Origin of the sequence: Maribacter orientalis (assembly GCF_900109345.1) — a bacterium.
Lineage (GTDB): Bacteria > Bacteroidota > Bacteroidia > Flavobacteriales > Flavobacteriaceae > Maribacter > Maribacter orientalis.
In genome coordinates, this window is record NZ_FNZN01000003.1 from 259,201 (window position 1) to 285,818 (window position 26,618).

The window sequence follows — 26,618 nt, forward strand, 5'->3', positions numbered from 1 at the left end:
GTCAATACGATAGTAATTAATGATGATGTTCTTTCAAATGTTGTTTTAATAAATCCTTTCCATAGTCATTTCCATTTGGCGTTCTCACCACGGTATGAATATGATTTCTAGTAGGGCCGCTATTTTTGTCATGGGGCACCCCTACGGCCTTTTGATGGTCAAATTCTATCAAAACAACAGGACTATGAATTCGGTAATAAAATACGGCGTCATCTTCAGTAGAGCCCACCCAAGCGAACCAAGTGTTATCAAGATGCGCTTTTATTTCTTCCATTTTAATCTGTTGATGACCTTCCCTGATATTATTGATATACTGTGCCGTTAATTGTAAAAGCGCTTCTTTTTGGGATTCGGTTAATTTAGAAATGGGTAATCCTTCATAGTTAATGATCGCATTGTCCTTGAAAGCCTCCGCTTTTGCCACATCTCTTTCTTTGGTCATGGAAAGCATAGCTTCTTTTTGCTGTGCGGCACTAAAGGATTGCATTAGCGCTAAACCTAAATTTTGCTCATCTTGAAAAATGGAATTCCCTTTGTATTTGCCAGATGACGTGATAATTGGTTCCCCTCCCATGAATACGGGCGACATGACCACTTGGTCTCCTAATATAAAATAGTTGATGACCAAATGGTGACCATCTAATTGCCAACCCCAAGGTTCCGTATTTGAAGGTGTTCCCATGAAAGTAAACCAATATAGTTCTTCATCGTAGGCATCAGACCCGTTGTTAAGTTCTTTCAAAGTCTGGTCCGTTTTCATAATATCCTTGCTCAAGGTAAGCCCTTTGGCACTCAAAGAGGTTTGCATTAAATTAAAGGCCATACTTTTTTGAAGCGAGTCCATCTCTTTTAAACTTACCCCTTGTCTAATATAAATGCCGTTGTCAACATTACACCATTTTCGCCATTCATCATCATCAATAGCATACGATGCCCGTTCTTTTTGAGATAAGCTCATCGCTTTCAAAAATTGTTCCGCGGCCTCTTTTATTGGCTGGGTGCTCACCCCTGTGGTTCGTATCGGGAATAGCCCCGTTTCTTTACCTTTATCCGTAGTAATGCCTTCAAAGGCTTCCTGTATGGCATCGGCCTGTAATTTGGCAAAATAGGCTGTTGGTCCATCTTGGTCACCTGAAGTATTCGGAGGATTATCAACAACTTTGTCTTGACTAGGAGCTTGTTTGCAACCTATTGCGAAAGATAATATAAGTATGAATGTTATTTTTTTCATCTTTTTTGAAGTTAGCTTAAATTGTTTCAAGTATTATCGGACAAAGGCGTTTGCCATGCCGCCATCTACATTGATAATATTACCTGTAGATTTATCCAAAATACCAACCAAGGCAAAAACACCATTGGCAATATCGGCAGGATAAATAATTTCATTCAATAAATTTCTTTTTGCATAATGTGCCGGTAATTCCTCGACCGTAATACCATAGGCTTTAGCACGACCTTCTGCCCAATCGCCTTCCCAAATTTTACTACCTACGATAACACCATCCGGATTTACAGTATTCACACGAATATGATCACCGCCCAATTCAGCTGCTAATAATCTTGTCATGTGTTGCTGTGCTGCTTTTGCAGTTCCGTACGCTACATTATTTGGCCCAGAAACCAATCCGTTTTTACTGGCTATGTGGATGATATCCCCACCTAAATCCTGCCGACGCATAATCCCAACGGCTTGTTTAGCCAATTCGAATTGACCTTTTACTAGAACATTCTGTAAAATGTCCCAATCCTTTTCAGTAGTTTCCTCTAAAGGTTTAGAAATTGCTAATCCGGCACTGTGTACAACAATGTCAACACCTCCAAAATCTATACATGCTTTTTTATAGGCAGTGGTAATCGATTCAGTTTTTGTAACATCACAGATGGCATAACTTGCCGTATCCCCAGGATAGGTGGCAAGAGCCTCTTTTAATCTATCTTCTGCAATATCGGTCAATACCACATTCGCCCCTTCTGAAGCCAATTTATCTGCGATAGCCTTACCAATGCCGCCTCCAGCTCCCGTGATAAGAGCCACTTTTCTAGACAATGGCTTTTCTTTTGGCATGCGCTGTAATTTTGCCTCTTCCAACAACCAATATTCAATATCAAAAGCTTCCTGTCTAGGCAAGGAAGTATACTCTGTCATGGCCTCTGCACCGCGCATTACGTTAATGGCGTTTACATAAAATTCATTTGCAACTCTGGCAGTCTGCTTGTTTTTTGCAAAACTGAACATACCAACACCCGGATAAATAATGATAACGGGGTTAGGGTCACGCATAGCGGGACTATTGCCTTTTTTACAGGTTTCATAATAGTCTTTGTATTCTTGACGGTATTGTTCAAACGACGGCTTTACTTTTTTTAGAATGGTTTCGGTATCACTGGCATCTGCATCTGTACCTAAATTTAATATCAAAGGTTGAATTTTAGTACGTAAAAAGTGATCAGGGCAAGAAGTGCCCATGGGTGCCAATCGTTCCAGATCATTACTATTGATGTATTGTAAAACAACATCGCTATCGTTGAAATGACCAATCATTCTATCCTCAGAAGAACATAACCCCCTAAGCATTGGCATTAGCTGTGCAGCTTTTTCCAAGCGACCTTCCTTTGGTAGGCTCTTTAGTTTTTCTCCACCAAAAACACTGCCGTTATCCTTTATTTTCTTCTCGATATATTCCGAAGCCATTTCAATGACTTCCAAACTATTAATATACGATTCGTAAGACGTATCTCCCCAAGTAAAAAGACCGTGACTGCCCAAAACGATTCCTCGAATACCAGGATTATCGTTCAAACATTTTTCGAGTTGTAGACCTAGGTCAAAACCTGGGCGTTGCCAAGGTACCCAGCCCATAGTATCTCCCCAAATCTCTTTGGTCACCTTTTCACTATCCTTGGCCGCTGCAACAGCGATTAAAGCATCTGGATGCAAATGATCAATGTGCTTAAAAGGAAGTAAACCGTGTAATGGTGTATCAATGGATGGCGCTTTGCTGTCCAAATCATAGATGCAATGGTTAAAAAGACCTACCATACGGTCTTCATTCTGCAGGCCTCCATAGACATTCTTAAGATTACGAAGTCTTTCTGTATATAAACCTGCAATTCCTGCTTTGGTCAAGGTGCCAATATCGCCACCTGACCCTTTGATCCACATAACTTCTACATCTTCATTGGTCAAAGGGTCTTTTTCAATGGTTTTACAACTTGTGTTTCCGCCACCATAGTTGGTAATCCGTAAATCGGCGCCTAAAATGTTGGATCGATATAGAAAAAGAGCAACCTGATCGTCTCCCAATGCATCTGCTTTCTTTTCGTCCCAAAGGAAATCTACATGTTTAAAGGTCTTTGTATTCATATTTCTACTTATTTTCGGATATTATTACCTCAAACATATACATTGACAATCAAATAAGTGTTCTGTACTGTTAGGTACTATTACAAATCTTCGTCGTATGCTGAAATTAATTGACATTAATGAACATTCCAAAATTCCTAAATATAAGCAGATTATAAATTCAATATTGACAGGAATAGAAAATGGACAGATTAAGCTTAATGACAAATTACCATCTGTAAATCAATTGCTTAATCAATTTGATATTTCAAGGGATACTATTGTACGTGCTTATGATGATTTGAAGACTAGAAAAATAATCGATTCAGTTCCTGGCAAAGGATATTATATTAAGAATGATCGATTAAAATTAAAGGCAAGGGTATTTTTATTGTTTAATAAGTTAAGTGCCCATAAAAAGCTTATATACGATTCATTTGCTAAAACTATTGGAGAAAACGCTACTGTCGATTTTTTTATTTATGAGAATAATTATAGGCATTTCAAAGAATTAATAAAGACTAGTAAATCGAGAGATTATACACATTATGTAATCATTCCACATTTTGACGAAGGTGGAGATGATCTGGTTCCCTTTTTGATCAATGAAATTCCATTAAACAAACTTATAGTCTTAGATAAAAAGTTGGATGGTTTAGATGATTCACTAGCAACAGTTTACCAAGATTTTGAAAATGACATCTACTCTGCATTAATAGAACTCAATCCTTTATTGAAAAAATATAAACAGATTAAGTTAATTCTTGGTTCTAAAACGTACCAGCCAAAGGAGATAAAAAAGGGTTTTCAAAGATTTTGTGGAGAATACTTATACGATTTTTCCAACGTAAATAATATGGAAACTGAAATCATACAGCCCAATACAGCTTATATTAATTTAAAGGAAGACGATTTGGTTATCTTACTTAAAAAAATAAAGATATCAAATTTCGTTTTGGGGAATGACGTTGGCATTATTTCATATAATGATACTATTCTTAAGGAAGTTTTAGCGGATGGGATAACCGTAATTTCAACAGATTTCCACAATTTAGGTGCGCAGGCCGCAAATCTAATTTTAGAACATAAAAAACTAGAATTGGCGAATCCATTCTATGTAATTCAACGAAAATCGCTTTAGTCTTTTTTTAAACAACCATAACAGTTCAGAATAGTATTTTCAAAGTTGTTTCTTATTATTGTTATTGGTTGAAATTAATGCCATCCAAAACAAATGTAATAAGCTATGAAAACCAATCTTCTCAATTCTAAATTTTTACAAGTAGTTTGCATTTTATATTTCTCATTTGGCTGGTCGCAGTCAACCATTCAACACCTTCAAACCGAATACCAGATACAACCATTAGGTATTGATATTGGTACTCCGCGTTTTAGTTGGCAAATGGAAACCGACCTAAGTAAAAAAGGACAAATGCAGACTGCTTATCAAATTACAGTGGTAGATGAGTCCAAAACGATTACTTGGGATTCAGGTAAAATAGAAAATGGAAATTCTTTGGCGATAGCCTACGATGGTCAAGATTTAGAACCAACAACACGGTATACTTGGGAAGTGAAGGTTTGGGACGAGGAAGGTAAGCTTAGTTCAAAAAAGTCTTGGTTTGAAACGGGATTAATGGATGCCGACCCTAATTCCAATCAATGGAATGGTGCTCAGTGGATTGGTGGTTCAGATGAGGATTTGGTATTGTACTCACATTACCTATCTGTATTTAATATGGAATACGGTCTGCGCTTGGATAAGAAAACAAATAGTGGCAAGGCATCTTTTGTCTTCGGTGCAAACGATACCCGTTTAATGAATCGCAATATGAATATACAAGGGGCTGAGGTAGGTAAGGACCAAAGCTATATTCGATTTGAATTGGATATCTCTAAAGTTGATGGTACAGAAAATGGTTTGGCGATATTTAATGTATATCGAGTGGGGTATACACCAGAAGATAGTAATACCAAAGCTTTCAAAAGTTATGATATTCCTTTAGCGCTTATTAATCAAGGGAATAAATACAACAAACATACTTTTTATACGGAATGTAACTTTGGTCTTTTTGAAGTGTTTCTTAATGGCACTTCAAATGAGCATAAAATTTCTGGTAACGATGATTCCCTGCCACCTCCAAGAGGTAAGGTCGGTTTTAACTTAAATCCTGTAGGTAAAGGAAATGACTATATCAGTTTTCCTATGGTAGCAGATATTGGGTTTTATGTAGCGGCTGGTCAAAAAGCAACTTTTTCAGATGTTCAAATCAAGAATTTTCGGGAACCATCTAATGCGCTTTTTAATGAAGATTTAAAAAAAAATGAGTACGATGGTATTTTTACTTCAGCGATTACATCGCACCCAATTTTTAGTGTCACCGAAAGTGGGTATCAATTATCTGCAAATGAAGCGCCTATTTTTGTAGTGGCAGATCCAAGTAAGAACGCTTCACCCATTTTGAGAAACGCATTTGCAGCGGAAGATAAAGAAATAGCAAAGGCTAGGGTCTATATAACCGCACGTGGTATTTATGAACTGTATTTAAATGGTAAACGGGTGGGGGAAGACTACTTTAATCCCGGACTTACTCAGTACAATAAAACGCAAATGTACCAGACCTATGATGTTACCAGTGAAATTTCTTCTGGTGGACAAAATGTATGGGGAGTCTGGTTGGGCGAAGGTTGGTGGAGCGGTAATATTACGTACAGTGGTGAAAATTGGAATTATTTCGGTGATCGTCAATCGCTTTTGGCACAACTGGTCATTACCTATACTGATGGCTCTGAACAAATAATTAAAACCAATGAAGCAGATTGGAAATTGTTTACGGATGGTCCTGTTCGTTATGGCAGCTTTTTTCAGGGGGAAGTCTACGATGCTCGAAAAGATATGGAGATCAACGATTGGTCCGCCAAGGGATACAATGATAGTATATGGAAACCCGCAGTGCAAGTTCCATTGGATGGGAATACATACCAAACACAGGATTTTAACTATAAAGACCTAAAGCTTATTGGTCAAATAGGGGAGAATGCAAGTATTGTAAAAGAACTGACCCCGGTAAATGTAGAAGAGGTTAGACCTGGAGTTTTTGTATATGACATGAATCAGAATATGGTGGGTTTCCCTAAAATAGAGCTTCCACCGGGGCAAGCAGGTGATACCATTACCCTTCGATATGCAGAGGTGAAATACCCCGATTTATCAGAGTACCAGAAAAATACGGGAATGGTCATGTTAGAAAATATAAGGGCGGCATTGACACAGGACATCTATATTAGAAAAGGTGGGCAAGAAACCATTCAACCCAGGTTTACATTTCACGGGTACAGGTATTTGGAAATTACAGGAATTGATAAGGCAGTTCCTTTGAAAGATGTTAAAGGATTAGTCGTCAGTTCTATAAAGGAAATTGCTTCAAAGTATGAATCCTCGAATGAATTGGTCAACAAATTATGGGAAAACATTACCTGGTCCTTAAGAGGTAATTTTCTTTCCATCCCAACCGATACACCGGCTAGAAACGAACGTATGGGTTGGAGTGGTGATATCAATGTTTTTTCAGAAGCCTCAACCTATTTGGCCAATGTAGCTCCATTTCTTGACCGTCATATGTTAGCAATGCGCGATGTGCAGAGAGAAGATGGTCGTTTTACAGATGTAGCTCCAGTAGGTGGCGGATTTGGAGGTACCCTTTGGGGAAGCGCTGGTATTATCGTAGCGTGGGAGGTATACCAACAGTATGGTGATTTGGCGTTACTTGGTGAACATTATGATGCCATGAAGCGGTATGTGGAATTTTTGAACTCAAAAATAGATAGTGAAACCGGCGTTATTAACGAAGGACCATTGGGCGATTGGTTAAGTCCGGAAGGCTATAAAAATGAAGATACCATGTTTTGGACAGTCTATCATTTGCGCGATTTGGAAATAATGGCCGAAGCCGCAGAGCTGTTGAACAAACCTGCAGATGTTGAAAAATTTAGAAATCAATATGAGGAAAGAAAGAAATTCTTAAATGCCACTTATTTTGATGAAACCACGGGAAAAACGCTGCATTTGGGAAATCAATCCATGCGTTTTGGCCCCCCATTACCGCCTGAGATGACTAAAAAAGCAGGAGATTTTGTAGATACCCAAGCTTCCTATGCGATTCCTTTAAATTTTGATGTGCTAAATGATCAGAATAAGGAAAAGGTTATCACCAATTTAGTGGCTACAATTCAACGTCCTAATAAAGATGAACTTGGCGCAGAGCGACCTGAATATTCTTTAATGACCGGTTTTATAGGAACAGCATCCCTTAATCATGCCCTTTCTGAAAATGGCGAGCATGAGGTAGCTTATAAATTATTGCAACAGACTTCATACCCCTCATGGTTGTATTCCGTAAAAAATGGCGCGACGACTATTTGGGAGCGACTAAATTCCTATACCGTTGAAAATGGATTTGGAGGTAATAATAGTATGAATTCTTTTAATCATTACTCATTTGGTGCGGTTGCCGCTTGGATGTATAATTATTCTTTAGGAATTCAACGCGATCCAAACACACCTGGATTCAAGCATTTTGTGTTAGAACCTACTCCTGATCCTACTAAGGAAATGACATTTGCAAAGGGATATTATGATAGTATGTACGGGCGTATCTCAAGTGAATGGCAATGGGAAAATGAAGGATGGAAGTATATGGTTACCGTGCCTGCCAATACAACCGCAACTTTAAGGATGCCTATTGAGAGCATTAACAAAATTACCGTAGCTGGCAAGAAAATTAAAAAGGCAAAAGGCGTTCGAATTTTACCAATGCAAAACCATAAAGTGGTATTAGAATTGACTTCGGGTAGTTACCAATTTGAAATAAAAAAATAGCTAAAAAAGGCAAAAAGCGTTCTTATCAAGAGTACTCGTTTAGACCAAGATTAAAGAGTAAAAAGAAAGTTTATAAGTGACTTTCTTGGACCATTATGAATTAATTAATTCCATACCCAATTCGTTCTTACTGATATGGCCTTGAGACCAACTATCCAAATTGTCAAAAGTTATCTCCGCTATATTGGTTAAAGCTTCTTTTGTTATAAAAGCTTGATGTGGTGTTAGCAAAACATTCGTGAGAGATAGTAATTTTTTTAAACGTTCGTCTTTTATTCCATTTTTAGAATGGTCCTTAAAGAAAATACCTTTTTCTTTTTCGTATACATCGGTTGCATACCCGGCAATATTTTTAGCTTCTAAGGCTTCTATTAATGCTTTAGTATCTACCAATTCACCTCTTGAGGTATTTATGAGAATTGTACTTTTTTTCATTAAAGACAATTTTTCCTTATTGATAAAATAATAGTTTTCATAATTCATGGGTATGTGAAGGCTAATGATATCAGATTCTTCACATAACTCGTTCAGTGGGGTATAGGTGACATTGCAAAGCTCAATAAGGTCATAATCAGGTGCTTGGTCATATGCCAGAATTTTACATCCAAAACCATGCATAATCTTGGCCATAATACTACCTATTCTTCCGGTGCCAATAATACCAACGGTTTTACCGTGTAAGTTAAAACCTAATAAGCCATCTTGTAAAAAATTATACTTATGAACCTGGGTATTTGCTAAAACAATTTTTCGATTCAACGCCAATAACAGTGCCGTTGCATGTTCGGCAATAGCATGGGGCGAGTAATCTGATGCATTAGCAACATGAAACCCAAAACGTTTCGCAGTTTTTATATGAAGGTTGTTATAACCACTAGAACGTAGGGTGATATAACGAACACCGAAATCCCAAAGTTTTTCTAATACAATTGATGAGGCATCGTCTCCTGAAAATATGGAAATAGCATTATAACCAGTAGCTTGTAATGCCGTTTCACTGTCCAACGCATTTTTGGTATAGGTTACCTCATTACGATTGTTGTTGGCACTTTTTAAAAAAGGAATTTCAAAATCTTTTGCACTATAAACCAGTAATTTCATATTGTTGTTCTTTTCTAAATATTTAAACATTTTCTATTCATATTGAATAAAATAAGTTTGATATAACTTTTCGCTAACTTTACTATATTCTTGAGATATTGTTGAAAGTATTTTTAGGAATTAATTTCTTCTTTATTGACGGTTCTAACCTGGTAATCGGGGTTGCCTAAAGCTTTTTTCTGTTTTGTTGATTTAAGTATGGAAGATAATTTCGCAAAACCTCTTTCTTTTATAGTTCTATAGTCCAAAAGAATTTGGTTCACCTTTTGGAAGAGTTTTTTGTGTGTCTTCCTATAGGCGTGCTCCATTTCCAACTGATTTACGCCATCTATCATAATCTCTAGCTGGTTCATATGTTTTTGAACTTGTTTTATAATAGGATTTAAAATTTTTTGGTTTTCTTCTATATCCTTTCTGAATTCTTCTGTTTTCGAAAATTCCTTTTTGTCTATAGGTTTAATCGCAAAAGATTGAATTAAGCTAATTAGAAAACGTTGCTCATCTTTAATAAAAGAAAGTTCTGAAAACCACTTTTTAGAATGCTCATGCATATCTTCGGCACTATACGAGTCTATATAAGTATATTCCATTTTCTTTGTTTTTTTAAATTATCATTCTAATTTAAAGAAAGGCATGTAGATTGAAAATGACAAATATCAGTTTCTATTGGCGTTTAGCAGAAAATGTTATTTGTATTAAAAGTCGTTCAAGTTTAAAATACCGCCGGTGTAGTTGAAAATTTCTAATTTCAATTTTTGAAAATTTTCTAAACAAGAATCTATTTTGGCCTGTAGCTTGTCATGTTTACGATAAAAACTTAATTCATATTTAATATCAGTACAGTCTAATAGACACCCTAAATTATTTTCATGAATAGAAATATCAATAAGAAGAGTTTTTTTGGTGTTTTTAATTTTCTGGATACGTATTTTGTATTCCTGTAAGCGTTCAAAAAGATTTCGTGTTTTGGGTTGAAAAATTTGACTATCTAATAGACGTTCGGCTAAGGTCAGTTCATCATCCATGATTTGAAAGCGTGTTTTCCATTGCTGTGTTTTCCAATGAAGGTCTTCTAGTTTCTTGTTCTTCTGACTTGTTCTTATTTGTTCTTTTCCCATTATTGATAGGTCTACGTATAAAACTACTACCCAATAAAAAAGAAAACAATGATGTAGGTCAGAAACTAAAATTTAAGTAATAAACCTATGTTTCCTTTAATTGGAGACTAATTAATTACTTAGTAAAAACATTTATAATCTACTCTATATGCGCCAAAAGAGTAGACTTTGAATGATTAAGAAATTCATTACTAGTAATGGTCCACATATAATTATAATATGGTTCTAATTGGTTTAGAGCTACCTAGACCGGCAAATGTCACAACTATTATTTTAATTGTCAAATCAGAAAATATTGTAATTGTATTGACTATCAACAAATTCAGAAAGGTCTTAATTCTATTTTTCAAATTCCTTTATACTTCATGATTTTTTGTAATTAATGTAAAGCTAAAATAGGAACGATAGCATTATATCCTATTTCCTTGACCATGGGTTTAGAAAAAATGCTACTGAAGAAAAAGTGCTTACGATTAATAAATGCAATCATATCGCTGTCCCTACTTTCAACAAAACTGGTTAAACCATCTGAAACATCTTTTAGAGAGAGGGTATGAAAGCTATGGTTTAAGGTACCCAATATATCTCCTAACAATTTCTGGTTGTTCAATTGTTCATCATTCAATTCGACATTTTTTGCAACATATAATACCCGGATTGCAGTGTCGTGCATTTTTGAAATTTCAATAAGATAACTCAATTCTTTGCGCTTAAAGGCGGACTTATAATCTGTAGGGAATACTATCTCTTTGGGGGACGAAAATCGAACATTTTCCGGAACGGCCAAAACAGGACATTCCCTAATTTTCTCCATGGTGTTGACCGTATTGCTTCCAAAAATCAGACCTTTGGCACCAGTAGCTCCTTGGGTGCCCATAACTACTAAATCGATATCTTTTTCAGCAATTATTTGCTTTAAAGCTTCCTCTAAAAAATTGAAGGTAGAAATGGTATGGTATGAATGTTTCACATTGTTATGGTGTAGCTTTAGAATATCCAAGAGTTTATTAAACTCTTCTTCTGATCTAGTCTTTGCGGCTTCATATTCCGCACTACCAGGTTCAGGAATAAATAGGTTGTCGGTACTATAACTATCCAACCTAAAAACGTTTAAAAAGTAAAATTCACATTTAATTTCTTTATAAAGATTAAGCGCATACCTGATGGCATTAAGGGCGTTTTTTGAAAAATCTGTAGGTACTAATATTCTCTTGTCCATTTTTTATTTATTTGAGGTTTCCAGAGTAAATATATTTTGTGGTTAATATTTTTGCTATGATTATAATCAGTCTTGAGCGGGAAGAATTAAAAACGGGGTTTCTGAATACATGCTTACATCTTTTATAACAGGTTCACGGGTCAATTTTTCAAAAAGGTTATGTTTTTGATTAACCATTGAATACAGGTCTACATTCAATTTTTCGAGAAATTCCTGAATGACCTTCGCTTTGTCGTCGAACAATTGTCTCCAATGAAACGTATGGTCGACATCCTTTAGGCAGATATCCAACAATTTTTTGTTTGATTCTTGTTCGGTATTTAAAATTTCTTCTTCCGTGATATGCAATACTCTAATTTTTGCATTTAAAAGTGAGGCAATAAATAACAAAGGTTCTATGGATTTTTTGGCACACCCTTTCTTGAAATCAGTGACAAAGGCGATTTCTTTAGGTTCTTTATATTCCATTTCACCAGGAATGGCAAGAATTGGACAATTATTAATTTTGTTCGCTACCTGTATTGTATTGCTACCAAAGAAAATATCAGCTGCTTCGGTAAGACCTTTATTGCCCATAACAACCAAATCTATATGCCGCTTATCAATTGTTTTGGTGATTATCTTAGATAGAATTCCTTTTTCTGAGATGGTCTGAAACTGATGATCGGGGTTATCATTGTCCAATACAATTTTGTGCATTGTCTTTGTTAAATTTTCCTCAGATTCAAGTTTTAGTTTTTCAAGTAGTTTTTTACTAACTAGCAATTTTGGTTTTTTTCCTTGTAAGGGTGTTAATTTGTTGAATACATTCAATAAATAAAAATTGCATGATTTTGATGCCAATAATTTTGTAACGTAGAAAAGTGCACAGTAGGCGTTGTTAGAAAAATCTGTAGCGACAAGTATATTCTTCATAATATTTTAATTTTGAGGGAGTACCATAAAGGGAACGGTAATGTGTAATCCTATTTTTTTAATAATTGGTTCAATAAACAATCGTTCCAAAAAAGTGTGTTTATTCTTCACCATCACCAATAGGTTTATTTTTTGTTTTATCTGAAATTCATTGATAGCTTCTATGATACCATTATCAGGTAATTCATGAAACAATGCCTGGTTTCCTAATAATTTTTCAAGCGTTGCTTTGTGCTTTTCTTGAATTGTGGTAAGGTTATACCCTGCTCTTACGTGCATTACATTAATTCTTGATTTATGTTTTGTTGCAATTGCCAACAAAGTCTCCATATTCCCTTTTTTATATTCAATCTCATAATCGGTAGGGAATAATATTTCTTTGGGAGCTTCATAATCAAAATTTGGTGGAACGGCAATGACGGGGCATTTTGCTTTTTTGATTACATGAACCGTATGCGTGCCAAATAAAATTTCAGTGGCACCGGTAACGCCCTTTGTTCCCATTACTATTACATCTATATTTTCTGCCGCTACAGTTTCTAAAACTTCACTTATTAGTGTATTGAAAGCAGAATGAACAATTATCGTATGGATAGGGTTTGGGTATTGACGTTCTAAGCTATCTTTCAATTTCTCTAATTGTGTCATACTACTTTCCTGTAAAATATCTCCTAGACCAATTTGACCAGGGCTACCAATAATGTATTCGGTCTGATAAACGGGTGGGGTATAGGTATGCAACAAATAGAAGGTAGTTTTAACGTCTTTATAGACCTTTAGCGCATAACGAATAGCTTCTTTAGAGTTATCGGAAAAATCAGTAGGTAAGAGAATTCGTGACATAAATATATAAGGTATGATTTACATAAAATTAAGGCAATGAAATTTGAATAACCATGACCTTGGTCAGTTCAATAAATTATGCTTTAAACTATTTTTAGCATTTAAATGATAAATGAATGAAAAGTAGTTTTTCTAAAATTATAGAATCTGAAATTCCAGTTCTTGTAGATTTTTATGCAGATTGGTGTGGACCATGTAAAATGCTGGCCCCTATTTTAAAACAAGTAAAAGTTGAAATGGGTGAAGCCATTAAAATTGTCAAAATTGATGTGGATAAGAACCAATCGATAGCTGCTAAATATCAAGTGCGAGGAGTGCCTACCATGTTATTATTCAAAAAAGGGAAACAGCTTTGGCGACAGTCAGGGGTATTGCAAAAGAACGATTTAATTCAAATCGTAAAATCCCATGCCTAAATTATATTTTAGAATTTATAGTTCATCTACAATTTTAGTAGACATTCTATTAGTCCAATAATATGGTAAATGGTCAAAAATTTAATCCTTTTAAGTTTTGCAAGCTTTATTCATGAATTACCAGAAATGGAACAGTTAAGTGGTAACTAATTCTCTCAACTTTTGGTCTAAACAGAATACGCTCTATGAAATTGAGGTTTTTTGTAACCATTACGATCATATCTAAATTGCAACTTTCTACAAAATGTTGAACGGCTATGTCAATTTTTTTTGCCGTTAGGGTATGAAATGAATAGGCTATGTCTGTAAAAAAATCTTTTAAAAATTCACGATTTTTTAATTGGTCTAGACTAAGTCCATTTCCTTTAGAAGCCACGTATAAAAATCGTATAGCAGAATTATGCATCATAACAAGCTCTTTTATCTTTTTCATGACCGTTGCATCATACCCTAAAAGAAAATCTGTTGGAAAACCTATTTCTTTTGGGTCGCTATATTTTGCCTTTTCTGGTACTGCTAATACAGCACACGGTACTTTGGTGATAACATTGCCAGTATTGCTGCCTAAAGAAACAGCTTTTATGCCCGAGGCCCCTTTGGTGCCCATAATAATTAATTCAATGTTTTTATCTATTACTTCTTGTTTTATATAATCGGTAAAAAAACCATACATAGCTTTGGTTTCATATGTATGCTTCATATTTAGCGGTAATTTTTGAATCTTTTCTATTAAAGATTTTAATTTTCCCCTGCTCTCCTTTAAAATACTTTCTTCACGTATTTCTGGAGGTACGAACATGGTGCTTTCACTACCCGAATATGGTTGAATAGGATGTACATGGATCAAATAAAAAGTGCACTTAATATTTTTAAATAATGATGTACCGTAAATAATGGCATTCCATGCATTGTCAGAGAAATCTGTTGGAATCAGTATGTTTTTCATAGTACCTATTGATTTAGCCATAAATGTAGCCGCACTTAATGTGATTATAAATGATTATAATCATGCAAGTAATGTATCTTATAATTCTAACCAGCCCAATGCAGCAGGGCCTAATACGGCATCGCTACTTGTAGCGGTTGATAATAGTACCTTAATTTTGCCTTTGTAGGCATTAAAAAGATATTTGTCCATATGGGTTTTTATCGGTTGTAGAAGAATATCGCCTGCCTTGCTTAGACCGCCGGATAGTATAAATGCCTCTGGATCTAAATGGGCAACTGTATCTGCCATTTTGCTTCCAAGAACTTCACCTGTTTTTTCAAAAGCGGTAATCGCTATTAAATCTCCTTTTAGAGCCGCATTTGAAATATCTGTTCCGGTCATATCTTCAAAACTAATACTGCGTAAAGGGGAATCTTCTGTCATATCTGCCATTAACTCAAAGACTGTTCTTTTGATACCGGTTACCGATGCGTAGGTTTCCAGACAGCCCTGTAATCCGCAATTACACTCTCTTCCATTTGGATCCACATTAACATGGCCAATTTCTCCTGCAGCACCGTGTTCCCCAATTAATAGTTTGCCATCTACAATGATTCCGCTTCCAAGGCCGGTACCTAAAGTCAATGCCACAAAATTCTTCATTCCTTTCGCAGCACCAAAAACCATCTCACCTAATGCGGCGGCATTCGCATCGTTGGCTAGAGATACAGGCAGCATAAAAGTTTGATTGATAATCTTTGATATTGGAGTTATCTTGCCCCATTTCAGATTCGGAGGATTTTCAATTTGACCTGTGTATGGGTTGGCATTGGGAGCGCCAACACCTATAGAAAGTATTTGTATTTCTCCATCCCATTTTTGAATAAGGGTTTCCACTTCCAATTTTAGTTTTTCCATAAAACTTGGAAACGGATTTTGAGCATTGGTTTTGAAAACGGTCTTGTCCAAAATATTTCCTTCTCTAGTAACGAGGCCAACCTTAGTAAGGCTACCACCAATGTCAATTCCTAAAACGACCTCTTTTGCCATACCATTTAATTTTTGTTCAAATTAAAATATTCTTATGTCGATTTCAACTGATATTTGTCATCATATTTCAATAAGATATAGTGTTAAGTGACTTATTTTAATACCATAAATGCATGACTATATTGTTATCATTACCACCACCAATGAATTAAATAAGAGCTTGTATTGTTAGTCAATTAGAATTTCTACACGTTGGGTAAAAATTCTATTAAAAATCTATTTCTAGTAAAGTGTTACTCTGAAGTTTGTGGTATAACCAAAAAGGGAATTGTAGTATGGTATCCAATAAAGTCTACGTTAGATTTCACTGTTAACCTTTCTAAAAAGGAATGTTTTCTGCTCATCATTACCAAAAGTCCAGATTGGTGTTCTTCAATATATGTTCGGATTGCCTCGGGCATCAATTTACCTCTTTCCTCTACGAAATCGGGATTAATATTTATAAAATAATCCATTAGCGCCTTTTTATTCACCTTCTGTTCATCGACCAAATCATACTCTTCTTTTACGTGTAATATGGTTAATTTTGCTTTGTGGGTATTTGAGAGGTTAATTAAGAGTTTTAAGTCTTTATCGTGGTATAATTGTTCATAATCGGTAGGAAAAATAATAGAATTTATTTCTTTAAACTCATAACCAACAGGCACAACCAAAATTGGAATCTTTGATTTTCTAATGACGTGAACGGTATTTGTTCCCAGAAAAATTTCCTTGGCACCAGTTGCCCCTTGCGTTCCCATTACGATCAAATCAAAATCTTTGGTTTCTGAAAGTTCCAAGATCTCATTGGTCAAGGTGTTAAATGCAGAAAGCGTCTTAAATGTATGTTTGGGGTTATTAAATTTTAGTTTTATATCCACTAAAGTTTTATCTAGACCTGCCTGTGCAATTTCTACTCCCTTATCGGGTATTGCACTAAAGGTTGGCCCACCCATCAAATAATCCATGCGATAAAAAGTTGGGGTATACGTGTGTAGTATTTGAAATTCGCATTTCTCAGTTTTAAAAAATTCAAGGGCATAACAAATGGCGTTCCATGCGTTATTTGAGAAATCTGTAGGCAAGAGTATATGTTTCATAGTACAGGAGTTAAATATTATCTGGGTAAGTTCTGCATGACCATAAATGGAATTTTAGGATGTAACCCAATATCAACAACAGTAGACCGATATAACAGATCTTCTAAATAGGAATGCCGAGCATTGACCATGACCAATAGATTAATATCCTTTTCTAAAATATATTCCATAATTGCCTCGCCTTTATTTTTAACTGGCGTACGTTCATCAAACAGGTAGGCATTAGGTAAAGATTCTTGTAAGAACTGCTTGTTGTCAATTTGTCGATGGCTTAACTCTTCAAAATCAGAAATATAAAGACAGTGTACTTCAGATTTAAACTCAGCGGCCAAAGTATTCAATAGTTTTAGTTCTCTACGTTTATATGGCAACATGTAGTCGGTAGGAAATAGGATTTTTTTAGGTTGTCGATATTCGTAGTTTTCAGGAATGGCCAGAACGGGACAAGAGACATATTTGAATACTTGTACCGTATGGCTGCCAAACGTAATTTTTTTGTCGGCAGTCTTACCTTGGGTTCCCATAATTACAAGATCTACATTGATTTGGTTGGCTAAATCATTGACCGCATCGACCAAAGACTCAAAAGTAGATACGGTTTTAAAACTGTGTTTAGGATTGTGGTATTTTTCGGTAAGTTCGGTTATTGTATTTTTTAGTGACTGATCTACATTTTTTCTGGTGATTTCTTTTTGCTCTTCTATCGACTTGCCCCCATTCTCTTTAAAAGGTCCGTATATCTCATCGGCATAGGCATGTAAAAAATAGAAATTAGTGCGTTCGCATTTGTATAGCTGTATGGCATATTTTATTGCATGCATGGCATTTTTCGAAAAATCGGTAGGAATCAAAATAGTGGTCATAGCATTTTTTTTTATGATTATTTAAAAATATTCCTATCATAACTTAATACCTATGATATATGTCATTACGGGTATATGTGGTAAAAGAGGAATAGGTATTATTATCCCTGAAGCGACAAAAGTGGTATACTCGTATTAAAGCTTACCTCTTCTACTGTGGTGTCTAAGAATGACCTTTGAATTAGGCCATAATCCTTTGAAATCATAATAATTAGATCGGCATTCATACTTTCTGCAAAAATTTGAATGCCATCTTCTATCTGTTTAGATACAACCCTATGAAAACTAATCGGATTCGGTAATTTTTCAGAGAGCCGCTGCACCAATTGTTCTTGTTGTAGTTCTATTTCCTCAAAAAGTGGCATCTGTGACTTTGTAACATAAAGCAATTTAATTTGTGCTTTCTCTGAGTTAAGGTTATTTGCTATTTTCCTTAAAATAGAATCGTCAAAATCAACTTCAAAATCAATAGGAATAACCACTTGTTTGAAATTCTTGAACTTTGCTTTGTCAGGTACCACGAGTACATCACATTCTACTTTTGTAATTACATCTCCCGAACGGGTGCCGATAAAAAATTCCTTAAGTTCAGAGGCACCTCGAGTACCCATTATAATAAGATCGATTTCTTTTTCTTGAATATGCTTGCGGATAGTTGTCAGAAAATAGCCCTGTTCGCGCATCGTAGTAAAATGATGATGTTCTTTTTTTGAGGATAGCGACGCTATAAATTTCTCCAAGTCCTTTAGCTTATGACTGATGGCCTTGGGCTCAATTTCTACCAGAACATTCGTACCAAACTCATAAACGGGCTTTTCTGTAATGTTCGAACCTTCTATATTGATATAAAGAATAAAAAATTGACAAGGATTTTCTTTGAATAAGTCCACCGCATAACGAATGGAATTCTTTGAGTTCTTGGAAAAATCAGTAGGAATTAAAATCTTTTTCAACGGTCTTTCTTTTTTATATTTTAAGAAAAATAGTGTCGATAATGTCTAAAAACTATGATTTTGGTCAGGTCAAGAATTTTGTAACCTACTCATGAAGTACAAATATCGGTATCGTAGTGTGAAAACTTAACTTTTCAATAGTCGTATCGAATAATAGTTGCTGAAAAAAGTTAAGGTTTTTGGCTACCATCGTTAGCATTTCTATTTGATTTTCGCCAACAAAATTTAAAATGGCTTCCTTGATGTTTTTATTGGTCACATTATGAAAATTATGTGTACCCACGAATATTTCTTCTAAATAATCTTGTAAATATTCTTTATTTTTTTCTTGAGTGCATGTAAGTATCCCATTGGCTTGTGATACGTTTAAAACATTAAAATTGGCCTTCGAGATTCGTAGCTGATCTGAAAGCGTATTTAATATGGGGTGGGTATAAAAGATATTATAATCGGTTGCGAATGCGATTTTCTTTGGTTTTGTAAGCGGTGCATTTTCTGGTATTACCAATACGTTACAGATTACTTTGGTAATTACATCGCCTGTATTGCTACCAACAACAGCTGTTCGTAAGCCCGATGTCCCTTTTGTGCCCATAACAATAAGGTCAATTTTTTTTTCATAGACCGTTTTTCGTATGATATCTATAAAATTACCATATTCTTGAAGTACAATTAGATGATGTTTTTGGTGAACCAGTAACCGCTCGACGCGCATAGAAAATAAATCGATATTTTTTTTAATTGTAGCTAATATTTTTTTGCTAGGAAAAGCAAAGGAATTGCTATTTACACCAGAGTATTTTAACTCGCCAATGTGTAAAATGTAGAAAGTGCAGCTCTCGTTTTTAAAGAACCGTAGAGCATATTCTAAAGCATTCCAAGAATTGGCCGAAAAATCTGTGGGTAATAAAATGTGCTTCATTCACTATAGTTGCACTTCAAATGTAAGCTATCGAAAGAAATGAATATATGATATTAATCAGTTAATACAATTTTCTGATTTGCCAACTTACCTTATCTAATTTATATTTTACAATGCTTACATTTCCCCTATTCGATTATTGCGGCCTTCATTTGCTATGATTCCTTCTTTCTTAAAACCCAAAAGTTTACATATAAGGCATTCACGGGTAATATCGGCAACACTTGCCAAATGGCTAAGAGATATTTTTATGGTTTCTTTTGTTTTTATGTTCATGATATTGGTGAATTGCAAAAAGGTTTGTGCCTTTTTCTTGAGCACCGAACTATAGGCTATTTGTAGTAACTATATCTTAAAAACGGTAATGTTCTTCGTCAAAATCTTTAACAATTCGAAAGAAATTGTATTGTTTTATGGCTAAAATATTCGTGGGACTTTCTTTAGAAGTTCCCGAAAGTTCTAACGGTTCACTAGCCGTAACCGATTCTTGATATGATATATTGTTCAAAAAACAAGTTAAACCCAAAAAGCCATTGGCACAATATAAAGAAGTCATTAATTCCTAATTATCGGCTTCTGAACTATGGCATTTGACAATCCCTTTTAAGATTTATTAGATCGAGAACTTTCTTCATAAATACTTTCACCTTGGCCGAAAAAGACCAGTTCACTATTACCGTCAAAAAAAATCTAAAGTTCGTTCAAAGTTTGTAATTCATCCTTTGAAATATCATGGCCGTTTGATGTTTTGTTGTGCATACCGTTCATGAGTTCGACTTTAGCTAACTGGCTTTCAATGGCGCTAATGAGTTCTTCTTCTTCAAACGGTTTGGTCAGATAATCGTCTGCGCCAAGATCCAAGCCTTTTCTAATTTCTTTATGTTCTGTTTTAGCCGATAGAAAGATAAAAGGAATCTGTTTGGTTTTTTCATTATTAGAAATCTTTTCCAAAACACCAAAGCCATCAATGACTGGCATCATAATATCACAAATGATTATATCGGGTATTTTCTCATTGGCTAATTCGATGCCTAATTTTCCATTGGGTGCGGTCATCACTGAATACCCAGAAAGCTCTAAAAGTTCTTCGGTGTTTTCGCGTAAAGCTCTGTCATCCTCAATAAGTAGAATAGTCTTCATTTTTTCTAGTTTTTATGTTCTAGTGGTATGCTTACCGTAAAAATTGAACCTTTATTTAACTCACTTGAAAATTCTAGGCCACCACCTAAGTTTTCTAGATGCTGTTTTGCAATATTGAGACCTATTCCGGTACCTTGTGTCAAAAGGGCATTTTCTGCTCTAAAATAACGGTTAAAAATATATTTTTGTTCTTCTTCTGGAATTCCAATTCCCTTATCGATAATTTTTAAGAACAACTTGTTTTCTTCGATTGCGACCTGTACATCTATAACAGAATCTTCAGGGGAATATTTTATGGCATTATGCACAAGATTCGATAATGCCAACTCTAATGTTTTTTCGTCGAATTGTATGATAATATCATCAAAATTTTCAGGATATTGAATTTTTTGGCCCGCTTTGAGTAACATGTTGGCATCATAAATTACTTCGTTAACTATTTTACTTAGCGCAAAGGTTTCAATTTTATAATTAACCTTACCGGAATCCAATCGTTCTACGGAAAGAAAATCGTTAAGAATGGTATCAAGATATTTTACCTTTTTTTTAATCGTGTTCACATGCTTGTCACGCTTTTCTTGTTGTTCGGTCTGAGTGTATTTTCCCAACAGCGTAATTGAGGTCAATATACTGCTCAAAGGTGTTTTGAATTCGTGTGACACCAAGGATAAAAAACGTGTCTTTAATTCATTCAGTTCCTTTTCTACAGCTAGCGCCTCTGTCAGTTGTTTTGTGCGTTCATCTACTGTTTTCTCGAGTTTTTCCGTATAGTTTTTTCGCTCGGTAATATCTAGTATCATGGCTACAAAAACCTTGTTATCTCCTATGGCTGATAGTTGTAGATGTACTTCTACGGGATAGGAAGAACCATTTTTTCTTCCGTGAACGGTTTCAAACTTGAGCTTTTCCATTTTGCCTTTCAATAAAGGCTGTATCAATTCTCTAAATTTAGGTTGACTTAATTCTGGTTTAATATTTACCGGAGTCATCTTGACCAGCTCCTCAATGGTATACCCTAAGTTTCGCTGTGCTTCTTTATTAACATTGATGAATTTGAAAGTAATAGCATCAAAAACATAGATTTCGCTTAGCGATTCGTTAAAAATACGTGCCCAGTGACTAAGTTCTATTTCTTTTTGCTTTCGTTCCGTAATATCAATAATTAAAGCCATTACATAAGTGACGCCATCAAGCTCAAAAGGATTTAGACCTGCCTCGACCGGAAATTCATTACCGTCTTTGCAAATGCCAAATAAATCGCGGCCTTGTCCCATTTGACGTTTTCCGCTTTTTGCTATAAAGTGTTCAACATGAGTATCATGGTTATGATGGTATCTTTTAGGAATAAGTATATCGAGCGGTTTTCCAATCAGTTCATCTTTTTCATAACCGAACATTTCCATTGCTGAAGAATTGGTTGCAACGATGACCTGCTCAGTATTTACAACAATTATACCTTCCGAAATCCCTTCTGAAAGAAGATTGAAAATATTACTGTTTTTTTGAAAAATATGCATATATCAAATATAAAAGATTACAACTGATTCTTATCATTGAATTCCTAGCTTATGAATCATATTTTTAAAATATACAACTTAAAGCCATTGAAAATGAGAAATACAGATAAGACGATGAACGAACTCTATAAAAGCTTGGGTAAATTGTTTTATGCAGTTGCCATTTGCGATGGTAGTGTACATATAAAAGAATGGGATAAAGTTGAGGAAATTGTAAAAGAAAAATGGTTATATGTCGATGATTTTACCGATAGATACGGTGCCGATGCCGCAAACCAAATTGAAATTGTTTTTGACTGGCTTTTAGAATATGAAAAGACAAGCGAAGAGTGTTTTCAAGAGTTTAAAGAATTCTATGAAGAACATCCGCAAGCTTTCTCTGAAGAAATCAAATCATTGACGAAGGAGACCACTAATGCAATAGCCAATTCCTTTTCAAAAAAAAATAAGTCAGAACTTGACCTTTTGGCACAGATTGATTTATTGTTGCAATAGACATATGAATTAAAGAAATTCGAAACTTTACGATGTTTCTTATTCTACTTATATTTTAAATGTCAATACAGGTAAATTTGCATGGTTGGCCACATCTTCACCAATGCTTCTACTACCTAATAGAAAATGTATTATAGGCTTTCTACCTCGCGTGGGTATAGCAAGTATATCATAATTTCCCTTTTTTGAAAAGTTCATAAGACCATGCTCTACACTATAATCATTATAGATTGTTACCTCTTGTTCAATTGTACCTGCCTTATAGAAAAATTTTGAAATACGCTCTTCTATTTCGGTATTACTGTTAAAATCGTAATATGGCGTATTAATATAAACAAGGTTCAACTTCGCAGAAAAATTAGCCGCAAATTCCCTAACATTTTTGAAGGCTAAAATCGAATCTTCGGTAAAATCGCATGCGAATACTATATTTTCAATCTTAAAATCTGGATTTGGCATTTTAACGACAAGAACTGGCACATCTGATGACCGTACCACTTTTTCGGTGTTGGAACCCACGAATACATCACCTAAGCCACTGGTTCCATGTGAACCCATTACAATCAAATCAATATGCTGTTCTTGAGCAACTTTGTTCAATTCTTTAAAATCTTTATAGTTTTGAACTATTTCTCTGACTTTAATATCCTCTAAATATGGTTGGTTCAAAAAAGGTTTGAATCGTTTTTTAGCAAGGTTCATATAATATTTTGCTTCTTCATATTCTTGGGCTTCATCTTTTGTAAGTACTGCTTCTGAAATACCCATCATATGAAGTACTATAATTTCGGCATTTAGCTGTTTTGCAATTCTAGCTGCAATATGTAATGCATGTACAGAGGGCTTGGAAAAATCTACGGGAACTAATATTTTTTTCATTTTAAATGGCTTTTCTACTTTGTTCAAATTTTTCTTTGCGTTTACTTAATTGCCTTTCTAGGTCACTAATAGTATTTGCAGCAGATTTTTCAAAATTATTTTCGCTGGATTCGGCAAATATTCTAGGTCCGGGGGCGCTGAGTTGAATTTCACAGATTTTATCGTTTCCATCACTGCCGTTTCCTAATTTGAAAAAAACCTCGGCACGAATGATAAACTGATATTTGTTACCTAATTTTTGAAGATTACGAGTTACGATTTCACTTAACGAATTACTTTCGGGCATGTGTAAGTATTGAAAATTGATTGTCATAATGTGTTTGGTCTTAGTTTCTTTTCAAAAATATCACTGCTATTCTTTTTATAAAATGACCTGTGTCATTTCAAGAGTTGACTTAAATTTTAAAATTTATACCTCATTGTAAAACCAAAATATTATGGCACTTAATTTTAATCAATATGCAACAGAGGGTAATGCCTTTTTAAAGGATTATGCCAAAGAAATGAATATGCCCAATGATCGTAATAAGGCAGGTCGAGTTTTCACTTCTATTATGCATGCACTTAGAGATATAATTCCGACAGAAGAATCATTACAGCTAATTTCTCAACTACCCATGTTTCTTAAAGCTATTTATGTTAATGGATGGTCGATTAAGAAGGAAAAGCCTAAGGTCAAAAATATGGCTGAATTTTTAGATTTGGTTCGTGCACATGACTGGCCAGCTGCGATTAATGATTTCGAATATAGCGATGAGGTAGCTGAACAGTATGTAGACACCACTTTTATTTACCTTAGAAAATATATCTCCCTGGGCGAAATGGAGGATATACGAGACAGTTTACCTAAAGATCTTAAAAGTATGATTTACTCAAATTTGATGTTTTAAATTAGTAGATGGTTAGCAATATAGGTAAGTATTTAAAAGAAATAGCGGAACTTTTTCAGATATTATCGGCTATTTTTTTAAAATAAAACTGAACTTGTCCAATCAGTACTTGGCTTAAATAGAATATTATTTTTCAACTCAATCATTTGTCTGCGGTAATATGTAGACGACTACCAGACTGAAAAGATTTACCGCTTAAGGGATTTATACATGTTATAGATGTGTTTGTGCTAATACCCGAATTTTAAAATCAAGTTGTATGAAAACTAAAATTATATTTTTACTAGTTGGTCTATTATTTTGGAACTGCAAACAAAAATCGGGTACTGAAAAATCAAAAGAGGTAGAAATCTTAAAGGAACAAAAAGCAATAGTTCTTGTTCCACCTTCAATGATTGAACTTTGTAGTTTTGCCGATATTTCTCTTTCGAACAAATCTGACATAAATCAATATCTCGACTTCAAACAAATTGATGCAAATCAATCGGTCTCTGCTATTGATATGAATTCAGCTATAGCGCTTTACAAAAAAATGATGAAGCGTGAAAAAGCTACTTCTTTACCAATTTTTGAAATCAAAAACACTGACAATGTAATTCTCCTAATCCAAGGTGTAGGCTTTGGAGGTCCTATTTGGGCCAAGGTTTTAGTGAATAGAAATTCACTGGAAATTAAAAATATAGCTTTCGAACATTTTGCGGAAACCGATGGGTATGGGGCAGCTATGACCCAATCTCCTTTTGTTAATGAGTTTATAGGGACAAAAATAAATTTAGATAAAAATACTTTTGCGCTTCAAAAAAACATGGAAAAAAGAATAGATGATGGGGTTATGGTCGATGGTATTTCTGGCGCAACCATGACTAGTGAAGCGGCAATAGAAATGGTCAACGAAGGATTAAAAAAATATAAGGGATATTTAAGGCCTTAAAAGATGAAAATATAATCACAATTATTGCTTGAACTTTAGGCTAAGCTTTTGGGCGAATCTTGTCACATGCCACTCATAATGTTTTATAAGCGTCAAATTGTTTTCATATGAAACTTGATTTGGAATCTTAGGAGGCATGACTTTGACCGCTAATCTAAAGGTTTTAGACCCTTCCACCTTCTAAGATTGGGAAGGGTGCTGTGGGCCAAGATTGTTGCTTCTTCCCTGGGCATTCCCCTTTTCTCCGAAAAGGCGATATTATTTTCGATTTTCTGTTCTAAGGTTATTCCATGGTCTACAAATGCCCCTTTTACATAGCAAAAATGACAATAATCGGTATTGACAGTACCATCTTTATTGGTGCCGAAATCTGATAAATGGTGCATGGGCATACCACAACTTTGACAAATATTTAATGAAGGTTTCATTTGTTTGAATTTTAGAATTCTAAAGCTATTATGTCCTAAGGTAGAGTTCTATTGAAAAAATTAAAATGATTTTGGTCAGTTGTACTTTTTTCCTCGAAACAGCACTGTAGCAAATATTCCTAATCCATCAAAAGAAGGATTTTGGGGATGTGTATACCCCCTTGCCCGTTAGACAAGTGAAATCGGTTTATACCTACTGATAATTGTATAGTACTATTCAGTTTTGCTGCCAATTCCACTACTGGACGGGCGGTAAGATTAAGGTTGGATCCTTGAGGAGGAAAACTCTAAAAAGTATAAAGGATTCCCCACTTAAATCAATAAATAGTCTAACATCAGCTATGTAAATACAATGCTATCTTATTTATACTATAGAAAGCCTGTACCAAAACTCTCTGCTTATATTTTTTGTGTGTCGGTATCTATGTTCAGAACCCGAAATCCATTGGTTGTAGAGAGATTCAAAAGGCCATAAAAATCGAGGTTTTTTTGAAAGTATTGAACCGTATTCTGATTTAAGGGAGTAGGTTTCCATCGATGTATCAAAACCAGAGACATACTCCAATTCAACGGAATAGAGTTTTCCACCTTTTTGGTAGAAACTATCATTGGTTTTATTTTGAGCAATCAAACTTGAAATTGTAAGTAGAACACAACATCCTAAAAGAAATGATAACCGTATTCTTTTTAAATATATCATGTCTAATTA

At 34.9% G+C, this 26,618-nt stretch carries 28 protein-coding genes; 6 read left to right on the plus strand and 22 right to left on the minus strand.

Going from position 1 to position 26,618, the window contains the following annotated elements; translation table 11 throughout:
- Positions 1-16: 16 nt before the first annotated feature.
- Together BMY56_RS08175 and BMY56_RS08180 are read right to left on the minus strand one after the other, a co-directional pair.
- Positions 17-1,231, minus strand: a complete 1,215-nt coding sequence (locus BMY56_RS08175) for a DUF3500 domain-containing protein (RefSeq protein ID WP_091622473.1) — start codon at positions 1,229-1,231, stop codon at positions 17-19.
- Between the two features lie 33 nt (positions 1,232-1,264).
- Positions 1,265-3,364, minus strand: a complete 2,100-nt coding sequence (locus tag BMY56_RS08180; protein ID WP_091622476.1) for a bifunctional aldolase/short-chain dehydrogenase — start codon at positions 3,362-3,364, stop codon at positions 1,265-1,267.
- 97 nt (positions 3,365-3,461) lie between these two features.
- Between BMY56_RS08180 and BMY56_RS08185 the strand changes: the two genes are divergently transcribed.
- Together BMY56_RS08185 and BMY56_RS08190 are read left to right on the plus strand one after the other, a co-directional pair.
- On the plus strand, positions 3,462-4,484 hold the full coding sequence (locus BMY56_RS08185) for a GntR family transcriptional regulator (protein ID WP_091622478.1): 1,023 nt from the start codon (positions 3,462-3,464) through the stop codon (positions 4,482-4,484).
- A gap of 105 nt (positions 4,485-4,589) precedes the next feature.
- On the plus strand, positions 4,590-8,222 hold the full coding sequence (locus BMY56_RS08190; protein WP_091622480.1) for an alpha-L-rhamnosidase: 3,633 nt from the start codon (positions 4,590-4,592) through the stop codon (positions 8,220-8,222).
- Between the two features lie 93 nt (positions 8,223-8,315).
- On the opposite strand, the gene BMY56_RS08195 is transcribed toward BMY56_RS08190, so the two are convergent.
- The 6 genes from BMY56_RS08195 to BMY56_RS08220 form a co-directional block, all read right to left on the minus strand.
- Entirely contained in the window at positions 8,316-9,353 is a 1,038-nt protein-coding gene (locus tag BMY56_RS08195) for a 2-hydroxyacid dehydrogenase (protein ID WP_245737181.1), read from the minus strand.
- Positions 9,354-9,436: 83 nt separating this feature from the next.
- A complete protein-coding gene (locus BMY56_RS08200; protein WP_091622483.1) occupies positions 9,437-9,913 on the minus strand; it encodes a hypothetical protein in 477 nt (158 codons plus the stop codon).
- A gap of 105 nt (positions 9,914-10,018) precedes the next feature.
- Complete coding sequence (locus tag BMY56_RS08205) at positions 10,019-10,441, minus strand: hypothetical protein (protein WP_091622485.1); 423 nt, start codon at positions 10,439-10,441, stop codon at positions 10,019-10,021.
- Positions 10,442-10,820: 379 nt separating this feature from the next.
- Entirely contained in the window at positions 10,821-11,660 is an 840-nt protein-coding gene (locus BMY56_RS08210; RefSeq protein WP_091622488.1) for a universal stress protein, read from the minus strand.
- Between the two features lie 66 nt (positions 11,661-11,726).
- Positions 11,727-12,575, minus strand: coding sequence for a universal stress protein (locus tag BMY56_RS08215; RefSeq protein WP_091622491.1), 849 nt, complete (start codon positions 12,573-12,575; stop codon positions 11,727-11,729).
- A gap of 6 nt (positions 12,576-12,581) precedes the next feature.
- A complete protein-coding gene (locus BMY56_RS08220; protein WP_091622493.1) occupies positions 12,582-13,418 on the minus strand; it encodes a universal stress protein in 837 nt (278 codons plus the stop codon).
- A gap of 116 nt (positions 13,419-13,534) precedes the next feature.
- On the opposite strand from BMY56_RS08220, the gene trxA reads away from it, so the two are divergent.
- Positions 13,535-13,834 carry a thioredoxin gene (gene trxA, locus BMY56_RS08225; protein WP_091622497.1) on the plus strand — a complete coding sequence of 100 codons (300 nt, stop codon included), beginning with the start codon at positions 13,535-13,537 and terminating at the stop codon, positions 13,832-13,834.
- Between the two features lie 106 nt (positions 13,835-13,940).
- Here trxA and BMY56_RS08230 read toward each other — a convergent pair whose 3' ends face one another.
- From BMY56_RS08230 to BMY56_RS08265, 10 genes are all read right to left on the minus strand, one after another.
- The gene (locus tag BMY56_RS08230) at positions 13,941-14,780 is read right to left on the minus strand and encodes a universal stress protein (protein ID WP_091623246.1); all 840 of its coding nucleotides are present in this window, start codon (positions 14,778-14,780) and stop codon (positions 13,941-13,943) included.
- A 78-nt stretch (positions 14,781-14,858) separates the two neighbouring features.
- Positions 14,859-15,812: an ROK family protein gene (locus tag BMY56_RS08235; RefSeq protein WP_091622500.1), complete on the minus strand. Its 954-nt coding sequence runs from the start codon at positions 15,810-15,812 to the stop codon at positions 14,859-14,861.
- A 233-nt stretch (positions 15,813-16,045) separates the two neighbouring features.
- Positions 16,046-16,891 carry a universal stress protein gene (locus BMY56_RS08240; RefSeq protein ID WP_091622503.1) on the minus strand — a complete coding sequence of 282 codons (846 nt, stop codon included), beginning with the start codon at positions 16,889-16,891 and terminating at the stop codon, positions 16,046-16,048.
- Positions 16,892-16,908: 17 nt separating this feature from the next.
- The gene (locus tag BMY56_RS08245; RefSeq protein ID WP_091622505.1) at positions 16,909-17,754 is read right to left on the minus strand and encodes a universal stress protein; all 846 of its coding nucleotides are present in this window, start codon (positions 17,752-17,754) and stop codon (positions 16,909-16,911) included.
- A gap of 101 nt (positions 17,755-17,855) precedes the next feature.
- Positions 17,856-18,707, minus strand: coding sequence for a universal stress protein (locus tag BMY56_RS08250; protein ID WP_091622508.1), 852 nt, complete (start codon positions 18,705-18,707; stop codon positions 17,856-17,858).
- An 85-nt stretch (positions 18,708-18,792) separates the two neighbouring features.
- Positions 18,793-19,629, minus strand: coding sequence for a universal stress protein (locus tag BMY56_RS08255; RefSeq protein ID WP_091622511.1), 837 nt, complete (start codon positions 19,627-19,629; stop codon positions 18,793-18,795).
- Positions 19,630-19,746: 117 nt separating this feature from the next.
- Entirely contained in the window at positions 19,747-19,905 is a 159-nt protein-coding gene (locus tag BMY56_RS19035; protein ID WP_317040600.1) for a hypothetical protein, read from the minus strand.
- Between the two features lie 76 nt (positions 19,906-19,981).
- Entirely contained in the window at positions 19,982-20,137 is a 156-nt protein-coding gene (locus BMY56_RS19040; protein WP_317040601.1) for a hypothetical protein, read from the minus strand.
- Positions 20,138-20,319: 182 nt separating this feature from the next.
- Positions 20,320-20,769, minus strand: coding sequence for a response regulator transcription factor (locus tag BMY56_RS19045; protein ID WP_317040602.1), 450 nt, complete (start codon positions 20,767-20,769; stop codon positions 20,320-20,322).
- A gap of 5 nt (positions 20,770-20,774) precedes the next feature.
- Entirely contained in the window at positions 20,775-22,286 is a 1,512-nt protein-coding gene (locus BMY56_RS08265) for a sensor histidine kinase (protein ID WP_091622514.1), read from the minus strand.
- Positions 22,287-22,379: 93 nt separating this feature from the next.
- On the opposite strand from BMY56_RS08265, the gene BMY56_RS08270 reads away from it, so the two are divergent.
- A complete protein-coding gene (locus tag BMY56_RS08270; RefSeq protein ID WP_091622517.1) occupies positions 22,380-22,781 on the plus strand; it encodes a hypothetical protein in 402 nt (133 codons plus the stop codon).
- A 48-nt stretch (positions 22,782-22,829) separates the two neighbouring features.
- Here BMY56_RS08270 and BMY56_RS08275 read toward each other — a convergent pair whose 3' ends face one another.
- Together BMY56_RS08275 and BMY56_RS08280 are read right to left on the minus strand one after the other, a co-directional pair.
- Entirely contained in the window at positions 22,830-23,660 is an 831-nt protein-coding gene (locus BMY56_RS08275) for a universal stress protein (protein ID WP_091622520.1), read from the minus strand.
- A 1-nt stretch (position 23,661) separates the two neighbouring features.
- A complete protein-coding gene (locus BMY56_RS08280; protein ID WP_091622522.1) occupies positions 23,662-23,973 on the minus strand; it encodes an HPF/RaiA family ribosome-associated protein in 312 nt (103 codons plus the stop codon).
- Positions 23,974-24,097: 124 nt separating this feature from the next.
- Here BMY56_RS08280 and BMY56_RS08285 point away from each other — a divergent pair, with 124 nt between their 5' ends.
- Both BMY56_RS08285 and BMY56_RS08290 read left to right on the plus strand, forming a co-directional pair.
- The gene (locus BMY56_RS08285; RefSeq protein ID WP_091622525.1) at positions 24,098-24,550 is read left to right on the plus strand and encodes a DUF2267 domain-containing protein; all 453 of its coding nucleotides are present in this window, start codon (positions 24,098-24,100) and stop codon (positions 24,548-24,550) included.
- A 259-nt stretch (positions 24,551-24,809) separates the two neighbouring features.
- Positions 24,810-25,481, plus strand: a complete 672-nt coding sequence (locus BMY56_RS08290) for an FMN-binding protein (protein ID WP_091622528.1) — start codon at positions 24,810-24,812, stop codon at positions 25,479-25,481.
- 149 nt (positions 25,482-25,630) lie between these two features.
- Here the strand turns inward: BMY56_RS08290 and BMY56_RS08295 are convergent, their stop codons facing one another.
- Positions 25,631-25,909, minus strand: coding sequence for a zinc ribbon domain-containing protein (locus tag BMY56_RS08295; protein WP_091622531.1), 279 nt, complete (start codon positions 25,907-25,909; stop codon positions 25,631-25,633).
- Between the two features lie 364 nt (positions 25,910-26,273).
- Positions 26,274-26,609, minus strand: a complete 336-nt coding sequence (locus tag BMY56_RS08300) for a hypothetical protein (protein ID WP_143057798.1) — start codon at positions 26,607-26,609, stop codon at positions 26,274-26,276.
- Positions 26,610-26,618: the final 9 nt, after the last annotated feature.